General features: G+C 46.1%; 9 protein-coding genes. 2 read left to right on the top strand and 7 right to left on the bottom strand.

The genetic code is table 11. The annotated features are described in order from the left end of the window. Nucleotides 1-97 precede the first annotated feature (97 nt). Nucleotides 98-1,603: a glutamine synthetase family protein gene (locus EHV08_RS05940; RefSeq protein WP_126678502.1), complete on the bottom strand. Its 1,506-nt coding sequence runs from the start codon at nt 1,601-1,603 to the stop codon at nt 98-100. 912 nt (nt 1,604-2,515) lie between these two features. On the opposite strand from EHV08_RS05940, the gene EHV08_RS05935 reads away from it, so the two are divergent. Further along, entirely contained in the window at nt 2,516-3,889 is a 1,374-nt protein-coding gene (locus tag EHV08_RS05935) for a tryptophanase (protein ID WP_126678501.1), read from the top strand. Nucleotides 3,890-4,119: 230 nt separating this feature from the next. Then, nucleotides 4,120-5,781: a putative transporter gene (locus EHV08_RS05930; RefSeq protein WP_238988020.1), complete on the top strand. Its 1,662-nt coding sequence runs from the start codon at nt 4,120-4,122 to the stop codon at nt 5,779-5,781. A gap of 323 nt (nt 5,782-6,104) precedes the next feature. On the opposite strand, the gene EHV08_RS05920 is transcribed toward EHV08_RS05930, so the two are convergent. The 6 genes from EHV08_RS05920 to EHV08_RS05895 form a co-directional block, all read right to left on the bottom strand. Continuing rightward, nucleotides 6,105-7,112, bottom strand: coding sequence for a glycosyltransferase family 2 protein (locus EHV08_RS05920; RefSeq protein WP_317125830.1), 1,008 nt, complete (start codon nt 7,110-7,112; stop codon nt 6,105-6,107). 4 nt (nt 7,113-7,116) lie between these two features. Next, the gene (locus tag EHV08_RS05915; protein ID WP_238988019.1) at nt 7,117-8,136 is read right to left on the bottom strand and encodes a lysophospholipid acyltransferase family protein; all 1,020 of its coding nucleotides are present in this window, start codon (nt 8,134-8,136) and stop codon (nt 7,117-7,119) included. 78 nt (nt 8,137-8,214) lie between these two features. After that, entirely contained in the window at nt 8,215-9,021 is an 807-nt protein-coding gene (locus EHV08_RS05910; RefSeq protein WP_126678498.1) for a DUF3108 domain-containing protein, read from the bottom strand. 40 nt (nt 9,022-9,061) lie between these two features. Beyond that, entirely contained in the window at nt 9,062-11,029 is a 1,968-nt protein-coding gene (locus EHV08_RS05905; RefSeq protein WP_394366039.1) for an Ig-like domain-containing protein, read from the bottom strand. A gap of 24 nt (nt 11,030-11,053) precedes the next feature. After that, a complete protein-coding gene (locus tag EHV08_RS05900) occupies nt 11,054-12,613 on the bottom strand; it encodes a GH3 auxin-responsive promoter family protein (RefSeq protein ID WP_126678497.1) in 1,560 nt (519 codons plus the stop codon). Nucleotides 12,614-12,885: 272 nt separating this feature from the next. Beyond that, nucleotides 12,886-13,479 carry a hypothetical protein gene (locus EHV08_RS05895; RefSeq protein WP_126678496.1) on the bottom strand — a complete coding sequence of 198 codons (594 nt, stop codon included), beginning with the start codon at nt 13,477-13,479 and terminating at the stop codon, nt 12,886-12,888. Between the last annotated feature and the right edge of the window lie 243 nt (nt 13,480-13,722).

Raw genomic sequence — 13,722 nt, 5'->3', positions numbered from 1 at the left:
TAATTCAGGCATCGCATGCATAATGTTACTGTCGATATGGCAGAACTTTATGCAGGCGATGCCCAAACTTTATTATCAAGAAATGTCGATAATACTATTATCCGCAGTGGAAGTATGTCTGCACGAGTTCCTTGATGGCCTCAGGATTGTTCTCGATGTCGCGACGCAGAGTGCTGTCATCGAAAGAACGGAGTTGCTTGATGATACCATCAATCATAGCCTTGCTGAACACACCTTTTTCCTCGTACACGGCACGCTGACGCTCAAGACGCTCGGCAGAAGCCCAGCAACTGTCAGGCAGTTGTGCCAACTTTTCCAGTTTACCGGCATTTGCAGAGTCGTGTATATTCACATTAACGTATGTGTTGTCTGCCACTTCGAGAGCATTGTCCATCTCGAAACCATGACGACATGCCACGCACAGACCTGCGATAAGTTGATACAGGTCGGCACTTCCGTCCGGAGAGCGCATCTCTACGGTCTGCTTTGAAGAAGTGTCAATGATTGACTCCGGCTCCTGTGGGTTGGCAGCGTGGCAAAGGTCTATGCCTGCTGTCCAGCCTAATGGTACTCTCACCAGCACGCTGCGGTTGCGGTCGCCCCAGCAAACGTTAGTAGGTGCTTCCTGATGCGGTACGAGACGGAAATAAGATGTTGGGTTCTTGTTGCCGAAAGCAGTGATACTCTCTGCCAAGTCCATCATACCGGCGATAGCCTTGCGTGCAGCCTCGCTCAGTTTACCTCCGTCAAGCATCTGGTTCTTGCCGTCTTTCACCATGCGCATGTGGATATGCAAGCCGCTTCCGGCCTTTCCTACGGTAATCTTCGGAGCGAAAGTCACGTCGAGCCCCATTTCGTATGCGAGGTTTCTGATAACCCATTTTGCAAGCATCAACTGGTCGGCCGCTTTCTCTGCATATACCGGGAGGAACTCAATCTCGTTCTGCTCGTAGAGCAATCCGTCTTCTGTGAAGTTTCCAACCTCAGAGTGTCCGTACTTGATCTGTCCGCCTGTCTGTGCCACATAGAGCATGCACTGCTGACGGAACTCGTTCATCTTTGCGTATGGAGCCGACTCATGATAACCGTGCTGGTCGATAGCAGGGTACATTTCAGGGTCGTCGTCGATTACATAATATTCCAATTCGCCCATTGCGTAGAACTCCATTCCTGTTGTTTCGCGGAATGCGCGGCATGCCTTGCGCAGTGTATTCTCAGGCGAAGAAGCAAGAGGCTGACCGTCTTTGTCGAAATAACTACACAGCATACAGAGTGTAGGAATCTCTGCAAACGGGTCAAGGAAAGCGGTGCTGAAACGTGGCAGCACATAGAGGTCGCTACTTCCGGCCTCGATAAACGAGAAGAGGCTTGAGCCATCGACGCGCTCACCGCATGTAAGTATAGTCTCAAGATACTCCTTATTGGTGATAACGAAATTGAGAGTTTTCAATTTTCCGTCACCTGCAGGGTACATGAAGTTGAGCATTTTAATGTCGTTTTCTTCGATAAAGCGGATAATGTCCGCCTTGGTGAACTCGTCTGTCGGCTTCTGTAAGAATGCCACTACAGTGTTGGCATTCATTGCCAGTTCTGCTTTTGTCATAATAATGTTATTAAAATTTATAAGTTAGTAATTTCGATTAATGTCTGCAAAATTAGTCATTTGTTTTAATACTTCCAAATAAAAGGAGGAAAATTATTCAAAGTTATTATTTGTAAGTAAAATACCCCAAATTTAGTGATAGATGTAAGCCTTTTATAATGTCTGTGTTACATATCTTTATATGCTATTAAACTTATTTATTTCCTAATTGTTGTTTCTGCTTTGTTGAACTTTCAGGATTGCTAATGTTTTATTATTGAAGATTCATACTTACCCATTGTAGGAATTAATTTGGTGCATACTTAATTCTGCCGATGGCTCTTTATTAATAAGGTGCAATAATATTTTTCGTTTATATAATCTTGCCAACTGTTTTTTTAGCAAGAAAACTAAAGAAGTAAGGAAGCGTGTCGGTAATAACAAATCTAAGCAATTGCGGTCTAATAGTCGATTGGGGTTTAATGTATAAAGAGTGTGAATCCATGTTGTTGTTTGCCATTGACAATCAACTGTTTTACGTTTTGCCATATTTCGGAAAGTAATTTGGGCGAAATTGCTGACCAAAATGGGCGATTTTGCTGACCAATTTCGCCCAATTTACATTCAAGTTGGTGGCGTAATGTTCCATGAAAGCTTATATACGGTTACTTATGTCATTGTTAATGGGAAATGGGTGCAGAGTATGCGCGACTTCTTATTTTACCGGTTAATATACGGAAGCGCATGCGGTTATTCGTCATTTGCACTTTAACCTCAAACGATCATTAGCCCACAAAGTGGATAATTTCTTATTTATAGATTAGTTTTTACGAATAAAATATGTGAAATGATTGCTTTTGTCGAAATTAGTTTGTAATTTTGTGCCCATACATATTTTATTATTAACCAAATCTAACTTTAAATAATTACGCTATGGAATTACCATTCGCAGAATCTTGGAAAATCAAGATGATTGAACCGATGAGAAAGAGTACGCGCGAGGAGCGCGAACAGTGGCTTCGTGAGGCAAACTACAACGTGTTTCAGTTGAAGGCTGAACAGGTATATATCGACTGTCTTACTGACAGCGGCACAGGTGCCATGTCAGACCGCCAGTGGGCAGAGATGATGCTCGGCGATGAGAGTTATGCCGGAGCGACATCGTTCTACAAGTTCGAGTCGGTGGTGCAGAAAATCTTCGGAATGAAGTATGTAATCCCTACACACCAAGGACGTGCTGCCGAGAACGTGCTGTTCTCTTTTCTCGTGAAAGAGGGTAATGTCATTCCGGGCAATGCTCACTTCGACACTACGAAAGGACACATCGAGAGCCGCAAGGCAAAAGCAATCGACGTTACCAACGATGACGCAAAAGATACGCAGAAGGTGGTGCCGTTCAAGGGCAACGTAGGACTGGACAAACTTGAGAAAGTGCTCGTGGAGAACAAGGGTAATGTGCCGTTCATGGTGCTTACCGTTACCAACAATACCGTTGGTGGACAGCCTGTAAGCATGAAGAACATACGCGAGACATGCGAACTCTGTCATAAGCACGGCGTGCCTGTTGTGATGGACTCGGCACGATTTGCGGAGAATGCTTACTTCATAAAGACACGCGAGGAAGGATATGCCGACAAGACTATAAAGGAGATTGCACTTGAGATGTATAGCCATGTGGATGCCATGACGATGTCTGCAAAGAAAGACGGCGTGGTGAACATGGGCGGATTCATTGCCACAAACAACAAGGAATGGTTCGAGGGTGCAAAACTTTTCTGTATTCCTTTCGAGGGTTACATCACATACGGTGGTATGAGCGGACGCGATCTCAACGCACTTGCAGTGGGTCTTGACGAGAACACCGAGTATGATATGCTGCACACACGCATACATCAGGTTGAATATCTCGCATCTAAACTCGATGAGTATGGAATACCTTACCAGCGTCCTGCAGGTGGTCATGCCATCTTCGTTGATGCCGACAAGGTGCTCACTCACGTTCCGATAGAGGAGTTCCCTGCACAGACACTTACATGCGAGTTGTATCTTGAGGCCGGTGTTCGTGGTTGTGAGATTGGCTATATCCTTGCCGACCGCGACCCTGTGACACATGAGAACCGTTTCGGTGGTCTCGACCTGTTGCGTCTTTGCATCGCACGTCGCGTATATACCGACAACCACATGAACGTGATTGCTGCCGCACTGAAGAACGTTTATGACCGTCGCGAAAGCATTACACGTGGCGTTGCCATAGAATGGGAGGCTCCGCTGATGCGTCACTTCACCGTGAAACTGAAAAGGCTCTAATCGCTTATATTAGAACAAATTACATTAAGGGCACGTGGGATTTTTAATAATTCCGTGTGCCCTTTTTGTTTTTAAGAATATATCCGGTACGCGATATTTTGCCAAAAAAGAAATTGGAAATGGTCTTGAAACAATAAGATTGTTGTACCTTTGCAACGAATAATCAAATACCCTGTGAAATCTTATCTGTGATGGAATAAACAAAATAAGTGACAACGATGGATATTATAATGGATTTAATTAAGGGTGAAGGCATCGGACATTCTATTTTCGTATTGTCCTTGGTTATTACGGTCGGGATATTACTTAACAAGATAAAGATTGGAGGGTTCTCGCTGGGCGTGACATGGGTGCTCTTCTCCGGAATACTCGCAGGTCATCTCGGCATGCAGATAGATCCGATGGTGCTTTCGTTCGTGAAAGAGAGCGGTATGGTGCTGTTCATCTTTGGCATCGGTATGATTGTAGGGCCCGGTTTTTTCTCTACATTCAAACAGGGCGGAATACAATTGAACCTGCTTTCCATGTTGTCTATTGCAATCGCCGTGGGCATAACATTCCTTATATTCCTGTTTTCCGGAACTCCGATAGATACGATGATGGGAATACTAGCGGGAGCGGTAACCAACACGCCTGCTTTGGGTGCGGCGCAGGAAGCGGCAAAAGGTATTACCGGCGCAATATCCCCTGATATTGGTATCGGATACGCACTGTCTTATCCTGTGGCGATACTCGGACTGATACTTACTACCGGTGGCTTGAAATGGGCATTGAAAATAAAGGTTGAGGACGAGTCGAAAAAGATAGAAGACCGTGAGAAAGCCAAGCGTATGGAGGCTCTTGTTTTTTCTATCGAGGTAACCAATCCGGCTATATTCGGCAGTAAGGTATCGCACGTGAAGACGCTCCTCGACAAGCATGAGTTTATCATTTCAAGAATACTTCACAAAGAGACGGGAGAGATAGAGATGGCTCACCCTGAGTCAATAATAAGAGAGGGTGATAAGGTTCTGGTAATATCCGAGCAAAATGAAGTAGAGACCATTTGCGTGTTCATCGGACATAAGATAGAAATGGATGACACTCAGTGGTTTAAACTCGACCATAGGCTTATATCGCGCAGATGTCTTGTGACACAGGGTTCGGTCAATGGGAAGAGTATTGAGGAACTGAAATTCAGGACGTTATACAACGTAAACATCTCAAGAGTGCAGCGTGCCGGGGTGCATCTTATCGGAAAAGCAGACCTCAGACTGCAGATGGGCGACACCGTAATATTGGTGGGAGAGGAGAGCGACGTTAAGAGAGTGGAGAGAATATTGGGTAACTCGGTAAGCACTCTGCGCAAACCAAACCTGTTTGTGCTTTTCGTTGCGGTACTGATTGGCGTACTCGTAGGAAGCATAGAGTTCCCATTCGGAGGAATGCCGATGCCGGCAAAGTTGGGCTTCTCAGGTGGAACGCTCATAGTGGCAATACTCATCAGTAATTTCGGGACACGGTTCAAACTAAATACTCACAACACACAGAGTGTCAATCTCATGTTCAGGGAGTTCGGTATAACGCTGTTCCTTGCATGTGTTGGACTTAGTGTGGGTGAGAGTTTCATTGACAAACTTCTCAGTGGCGGTTATTTGTGGATGCTGTATGCTGCCGCCATAATGCTTATTCCGTTGTGGGTTACAAGTATTGTCGGACGCTACTGGCTCAAACTTGACTACTTCACGCTTTTGGGATACGTTGCCGGTAACATGACCTTTGCACCTGCTCTGTCTATGACTCCCGATGCTTCGAAAAACAATATTCCTGCTATCAAATACGCAACGGTATATCCCTTGACATTGTTCATAAGGGTTATGATAGCGCAAGTTATGGTATTACTCTTCGCTTAACTCTTTTCGACATACAGACAGGATGGTTTTTGGACAGAAAGACATAAAGGAGTTGGACATAAAGACATATTTTTTTTAGACATAAAGACATAAGTTTTTTAGACATAAAGACATAAGTTTTTAGGACATAAAGACAAAAAGATGCTTTAAGGACAAAAAGACATAAAGGTTTTAGTGCATAAAGAGATAACATACAAGTTAATACAAGATATGTTCTTTTTGTCTTTATGTCCTAAAATCTTTATGTCTTTTTGTCCAACCCTTTTATGTCTTTCTGTCCAAAAACTTATGTCTTTCTGTCCGAAGAAGAGTTGTGGGCACTCTCAAAGGTTGAGTGTCTCGTCAGTAAAGTAGCGTGGTCGTCTTTTTGTCTCTTGATAAATCTTGCCCATGTAGGTGCCGAGCACACCGATAGCAATGAGCAATGCGCCACCAACAAACCATATACTTACGGCAAGTGAGGTCCAGCCGGGCAGTGTGTTACCACGTGCATGCTCAACAAGAGAGTATAAAATGATGAGCGCAGCCACTATGGTGAAGATAAATCCGGATAAGGTTATCAGTCTCAGTGGTATGATAGAGAATGACGTTATGCCGTCAATGGCGAAACTGATCATCTTTCGAAGCGGGTATTTTGACTCGCCGGCGAAGCGTGCGGTGCGGTCATAATACACCTTCCCCTCATTGAAACCGAGCGTGCGTACCATACCTCTTAGGAACATATTGCGCTCCGGCATGGAGAGAAGAGCCCTCACTGCGCGTCGCGTCATCATACGGAAATCGGCGTGATTATATATAATGTCGCTACCGGCCATGCGCATCAGTTGATAGAAATATTGTGCTGTGAGACGCTTGAATGGGGTGTCTGTCTTGCGTTCCTTGCGTATTCCGTAGATTATATCCTTTCCTTCTGCCACCATCTTTGCCATGTCAATGATAACCGTTTCGTCGTCTTGAAGGTCGGCATCGATGGTCACGATAGCGTCACACTTATCTACCACTGCCTCCATTCCCGCCCATAGCGCATTTTGGTGACCGGCATTATGTGCAAGTTTCAGTCCTGCAACGTTTTCCATTTCATCACATGTCTTGCTTATCAGAGCCCAAGTGGCATCGCGACTACCATCGTCCACGAACAGAGTTTTTGCCTTGGTGTCAGCCTCTTCGGCAAGTCGCGTGCATAATTCCTGCAATTTTTCCACCGTCTCGGGCAGCACTTCCTGTTCGTTATAACAAGGCACAACGATGTATAAAGACATCGGATTGCCGCTGTTGCCTTTCTTTTGAAAGGTTATATTCATGTTACCCATATTCTGTTTTGTAGTTTCCATAATATCATTTTTCAATCGGAATAGTCCTCCCGTTTTCAACTTTGAAAAGGTGTTCATACTCCTCTCGTGTTCGTTTCCAGCGGTCATGACTCCATAGATAGATTGTCGGGTCGCGTCTGATGCTCTCCTCCAGCATTTCGAAATATCTGCATGTTACCTCGTTTGGCTCCATTTTCGATGGCTCGAGTGTAATCGGTTTGAATGTGAACACATACCTACCACGTCGCGGTCGTTCAGCATCCACGTAAAAAACGGCATTGTTCATTTTCCTTATTATTCGCTCGGCACCGGTAAAAACAGGAGTTTCATGTCCGAGAAAGTTCAGCCATAGATGTATGTTATTCCATTTCGGCGACTGGTCTGCGATATATCCGAACAGTGTCATCCGTCCCTCTCTGCGATATTCCACGAGTTTTCTCAGAATGTCTTTCTTTGGAATACATATCCCGCGCAATGCCTGTCGTATCTCTATGAAAAGAAGGTCGAAAAACTTATTGTGTAGTGGGTGGTATATCAGTCCGCACACTACAGGCTTCCTTTCACCATTTCTGTTGCGTTGAATGGCGTGCGAACCCCATTCGCTGAAGGCGAGATCGGTGGCCGAGAGCAGTTCCCAATTGCCGTAGTGTCCGAGCATTGCCGCGCAGTGCTGCCCTTTGTCGAAGCATTTCTCCAACTCTTCCACACCTTCAAAACTCACGTGCTTCAAGAAAGTCTTATCGCTTACGCTTAGCATTTTCAGTGTTTCCACGAAATAGTCGGACAACCATTTGTAGAACTCGCGCTCTATTTCTCTCCGCTCCTGTTCGCTTTTTTCGGGGAACGACTTGCTCATATTGCTCCTTACCACGTCCTTACGATAGCCCACAATATGATATATTATAATGTATATGCAGTCTGAAAGGAGATAAAGAACACTGTATGGCAGCAGCGAGAGAGCATAGAAAGGCGACATGGCAATCATTCTCACTCCCTTATTTGAGAGTGAGAAAGACTCCTTTATTTTCGTCAGTATGTTGCTCATTGCAAATGTTCGATATATTATTCCTCTCTTTTTATGCCTGCAAACGTAGGAAACATTCCGCCCAATGGGCATATATGCCTATTTCTCAATGCTCGTAACAGGATTTCTTACACCATACATACTGGTAAGGAATGCCTTTGCCGAGCCGAAGCGCAGAAACATATCGAGCCTCACCGGCACATGGTTCTTGTCGTCTGTGACATAGAAACGCACCACCTCCTTGTATTTACCTTTCACCAGTTCCATGTATGACAGTTCCAGACAGCGGTATTTTCTGCCGTTATCTGCTTTCACCGTGGACTTCCCGCGATAGCGTAACAGTGCATGTTCAATACCATTGCCATCGGCCATAGGGAACTTCACCTCGAATCCTTTTTTCCAATTCGCAGGGTCGAAACTACGTGCACGCAAGAATATATTCATCATGTCGAACACACATTCATTGCTTGTCGAGTTGAGCCACGTGTGTGTTCCGTCTTTCTTTTGGCGGTGTTGGCGCAGTTTTGTTTTCCCTCCGCTGTATGTGTACCACACCTCATCCACCGTATATCGTTTCCCCTCTTTCGCCCCTTTTCGGTAATACAGCGGTGCCATGTCGGTAGAGCAGTAGCACAACAGGGTGTCACGGAGTATGAACATCTTATCAACCTTGCTGTTGCCACGCGTCACCAACGACCCGCGCAACGCCTCCTGGCCATTGAAATATGACTTATACACCGAAATTGATGCCGTTCCGGCCTTCACCCATACGAACTGCCAGTTGTAGTAGAGGTTATAGGTCAGCGACTCTCCGGACTGGAATGCTGTGTTGCGGAACGTGCACTGTGCAGACGCATTGACAACGATTGTTGTCAGTAGCAGCATTGCAAATAGTGTCTTTTTCATAATTTGTGCTTATTATATGTTATTTACTGATGGCGGTGCGTCATAACTTGGGAATATATTCAATCCCTAATTTTCGCGCCCTTTCCATATTGCGGTTTTTTATTTTCTTGTCTTTATCAGGCTTCTGCTTTACTATCTCCGATGGTTTTTGCATTTCCAACGGCCTTGCTGCAGGCTGCCAAGACAACGGCAAGTCCCATTTTGCCTTGCACTCCACCTTTTCCGGATAGTAGTAAACCGTCTCTGCCTGCCTGTCCTCGTTATAACTGCCGGTGTCCCAGATACCGTTGCGGTTGCTGTCGATGAACATTCTCAAATAGTATGTTCCCGGATTGACGTAGAAAAATTCTGCCGTACCGTTATCGGTCGATACCTCTTTCTTCATTTTATCGCTCCTGTCGAGCAGTTGCACCACTACAGTTGTGTCCTTCATTCCGCCGATGTTCACTATCACCGTACTGTATTCATCGTTCGATCTCACCTTGAATCCCTGCTTGAACGGCTTGGAAACGCGATTGTAGATGTCGGTAAAGGCGGCCGAGTCAATCTCAAGACTGTATTCTGTGTTCGGTCTCCACTCTCCGAGAATGTCGAACACGCGTTCTGCTCCTTTGCGTTTCTGCACCACCAAGGGAGCGCGATACCACAGAGTGTCTATCTTTGAATACAGATGAACCTTGCCGGTGTCGGCCAATGCGAGCGGGACATCGAACTCTATCGATGGATTGCGGTCAGGGTCTGACATCGAACTGATGTTATATCTCGGTATGAGAGCCTCCTTTGGCATCACCGTAAGGAACGGTTCGCCACGTTTCTCGGCTTTCTCTTGTTTCTTTTTCCATTCGTCGTATTTCTTCTGCTCGCGCTTCATTCGTTTCGCGTAAGTGTCGCGAGAGAGAATTTCGAGTGTGTCGGTCTGTTGTTTTAATGCGCCGAGCGAGTCTGTCGCCATGTATTGCAGTTCCACGTTCAGCGTGTCACGGTTTATCAGTGTGGAGTCTTTTATCCAGTAAGTCAGTGAGTCTTGTAGGGTGTTGTGCTCGATGATGAAAGCGTCTCGCTCGTCGAAATTGAGTCCGCGCAATCTTGGCAACTGCTCGTTGCCATAACTGAAGAACAGCGAGAAGCGGTTGGCCTCCTTGCGTTCGGCCTTTATGAAGTAGCGGTCGGTGTTCACTTCGGTGAATGCACGCAGCACTATATTGTCGGGCATGAAATGTGTATAGTTGACGCGGGCGATGTCTTTGATGCGCAGCGAGTCGAGCCATAGAGTGTCTTGGCGCACGTCGGGCTTCGACCACGGAGTTATGATGTCGTGACTGAAAGCCAGTTTCTCGCTTTTCTGGGTGAACTTGAAGTTTCCGTCGGCATCCGCCAAGGCATAGATGCGATAGTTGCCGGGGGCTATTCCGCGTATCACGAAGCGTCCGCGACTGTCGGTGCGACTAACGCGTAGCATCGGTTCGGTTCTGAACGCCGAATCAGACAGGTTGCTGTATAGTCCTACGAGCATGCCCTTTATCGGTTCGAGATTGGCCGCTTCAAGCACGTGTCCCGACACTTCGAGCGTGTCGATGTTGCCACCTGTGGAGAAACTGTAAGTGAAGTTGCCCAACGGGTTTCCCTCGTTGTTGTCTGATATGGCATCGCTGAAGTCTATCGTGTAGGTGGTGTTCGGGCGCAGCGAGTCTTTCAGTTCAATCTTTATCTGCTTTCCGGCACCCTTTATTTCGGGAGTTTCGAGTTGAGGCGGTGACACCACGACCTTCTCTTGCGGGTTGTCGAGTTTTATGAACTCGTCAAAGTATATGTTTATCTTTCGCGATTTTATCTCGGTAGAGTTGTTTTCGGGTGTCGCACCGATTATCCGTGGCGGTGTCTCGTCATACCATCCGCCGTCCGGTTGTCCCATTTTTGCGCAGGAGAAGAGCAGGAGCACAAAGAAACAAAGTGGCACTGCCCACCTTGCTTTCACGCCAAACCCGTTACTTTTTCGTTCTTTCATCATGCAGTTCCTCTTCTTGTTGTTATCTCATTCCTTGTCGTTCATCGACATGAGTTGTTCCACATACTGACGACTGTTGCTCAGTCGTGGCACCTTGTTCTGTCCTCCCAGTTTGCCGCGCGACTTCATCCAATCCTCGAAAAGTCCCTTCCGGGCACATATTATCTCCGGATGCTGCAGCGTGATATCCTTATGTCGCTTTGCCTCGTAGTCGCTGTTTATCTCTTGCAGTTTCTTGTCGAGCAGATTGCCGAAACGTTCGAGCGAGTCAGGTTGCTGCGCAAACTCTATCAGCCATTGGTGTCTGCACTTCGCATTGTTGTCCATGAACACCGGTGCGGCGGTATATTCCAGCACTTCGGCACCGGTCTCGCGACATGCGTGAGCCAGTCCTTGCTCGGCATTGTCAACTATCAGTTCCTCACCGAAAGCGTTTATGAAATGTTTTGTGCGCCCGGTGATTACGAACTTGTATGGGTTTACGCTCGTGAAGCGTATAGTGTCGCCTATTACATATCGCCACAGTCCGCACGTTGTGCTTATCAGCATGGCGTAGTTAACGCCCGGTTCCACTCCTTCCAGCGGCACGATGCACGCCTGTTTCTCCGGTTCGATGAGTTGTTGTTCAACTCCGGCCGTAGATATTGATTCGTCGAATTTGTCTGTCGGTATGAATTCATAGAACACTCCGTAGTCGAGCATCAGCAGCATCGACGCATCTGAAGGGTCGTTCTGCAAGCCGAAAAATCCCTCGCTGGCGTTGTATGTCTCCATATAGTGCATGTCCGGCGTGACGATGAGTTGCTCGTATTGTTTGCGGTAGGGTGTGAACGACACTCCGCCGTGGAAGAACACCTCAAGATTTGGCCACACCTCATTGAGATATTTCTTCCCGGAGAGTTCCATTACGCGCATCAGCACCGATAGCATCCATGACGGAACACCGCTCAGATTGGTGATGTTCTTCTCTATTGTCTCGTGTGCTATGCGGTCGCGTTTCAGTTCAAAGTCGCTCAGCAGAGCGGTTTGTTTGCATGGCACGCGCACAAGATTGGCCAGCGGCGAGATGTTCTCGATGAGTATTGCGCTTAGGTCTCCCACTAACGAACCGGGCAGATTGTAGTTGGGCGAGTGGCTTCCGCCGAGGATAAGGGCACGCCCATCGAATATACGGCTCTTCGTATTGTTGCCTAAATACATTGCCACCGCGTCCCTGCCGCCCTTGTAATGCATGGCGTTAAGGCCTTCGGGGCTTACGGGAATGAACTTCGACTTGTCGTTTGTGGTACCCGACGATTTGGCATACCATTTCACTTGCCCCGGCCACAAAATGTTCTGTTCGCCGTGTCGCATGCGGTGTATGTCGTCCTTCAGTTCTTCGTAGGTGTTCAGTGGCACCTGTTTGCTGAAGTCTTCGTATTTTTTTATCGAGTTGAAAGAATGCTTTTGTCCGTACTCGGTGTGTTTTGCACGCTCCACGAGATGCTCCAATGCCTCTCGTTGCAGTTGCAACGGCGCACTATTGTGCAACAGCAATTTCTTCTGCCGTGGTATAAATGCGTTCCTTATGATTCCTGTAAGACTCATTCTTTAATATCTGCAGTCAAGGTCTTTTTTACAAATTCGCTATCAAATCATCCTCTTTCGGCTGCAAAGTTACTAAGAAAAAGCGAATACAGGATATGTTAAAGGTTAAAAAGTTAAAGGTTTAAAGGGAAAATACTTTAACCTCAATCAGTCATTAGCATCCTAATGAGCGATTGGGGTTTTAACCTTTGTCTTTTTGTTATGTCTTGTTTTTTGACGTTTGTATGACAGACCGCAAAGTACATAGTCTCCTATTTGTAGTCTTGCTTGGGTTAGAATGATTTTCCGAAACTCAAGTAGGGAATAAGATAAAAGTCATCTACCGTGTGAGCTCCACCCAACCCGAACGACGGAGAGAGACCGACGCGCAACGTGAAACCATTGGCCGGTTGCAGACGGTAGCCGATGTTTCCGAAAAAATAGTATGTGAAACTGTTTTTCTTTTCTATCACATGTTCTTTATATTCATAATATGTTTTGTCGTCTTTCTCCTTTATGGTATATCTGTCGTATTCTGTCTTGCCGGTGAGATATCCGATGTTGGTTCCGAAACCGAGTTCCAACTTACTGCTTTTATTGCCAATAAGATAGTTTGCTCGTGGCACTAACGATATTAGGTGGTATTGCTCTACAACTTTGAATAGGGTGCTTGCCTCGGAATATCCCCATCCGAGCCCGACAGAGTAACCCCAACCGCTGTTCCCTTTGACGCGGGTGTCGTATTGCAGGCCTAACCAGTTGGAGGGGCCTAACAGTTCTACCGAGATGTTCTGTACCGGTTTCGCGGTGGAGTTGTTGTTGTACTGTGCCGATGCCGGCATTGTAGTGAGTAGCGCAATCGCTGTTGCCAAGATTATTTTTTTCATTTCTTTTGTTATGCTTTTATTTGATGTTTCTATGCGATAGACGTTTTTTCAGAGAATCCCCCTACGACTTGCGGCATTTTTTTAGTATGTATGTCTTTTTGGTGTTTACGGTTTGAAAGTTTGGAAGCGATTGATGTTTAATATACAATGACCAATTTTGGTTAAATGAGTCAATGCTTATTGTATTCTCATTGGTAATATAATGCTCATCAAAATGGGCGAAATTGCTCACCAATTTCGCCC

Source organism: Prevotella koreensis, from assembly GCF_003977605.1.
GTDB classification, from domain to species: Bacteria; Bacteroidota; Bacteroidia; order Bacteroidales; family Bacteroidaceae; genus Prevotella; species Prevotella koreensis.
The sequence above is the reverse complement of the archived record's forward strand: the minus strand, read 5'-3'. Positions and strand labels throughout refer to the sequence as shown.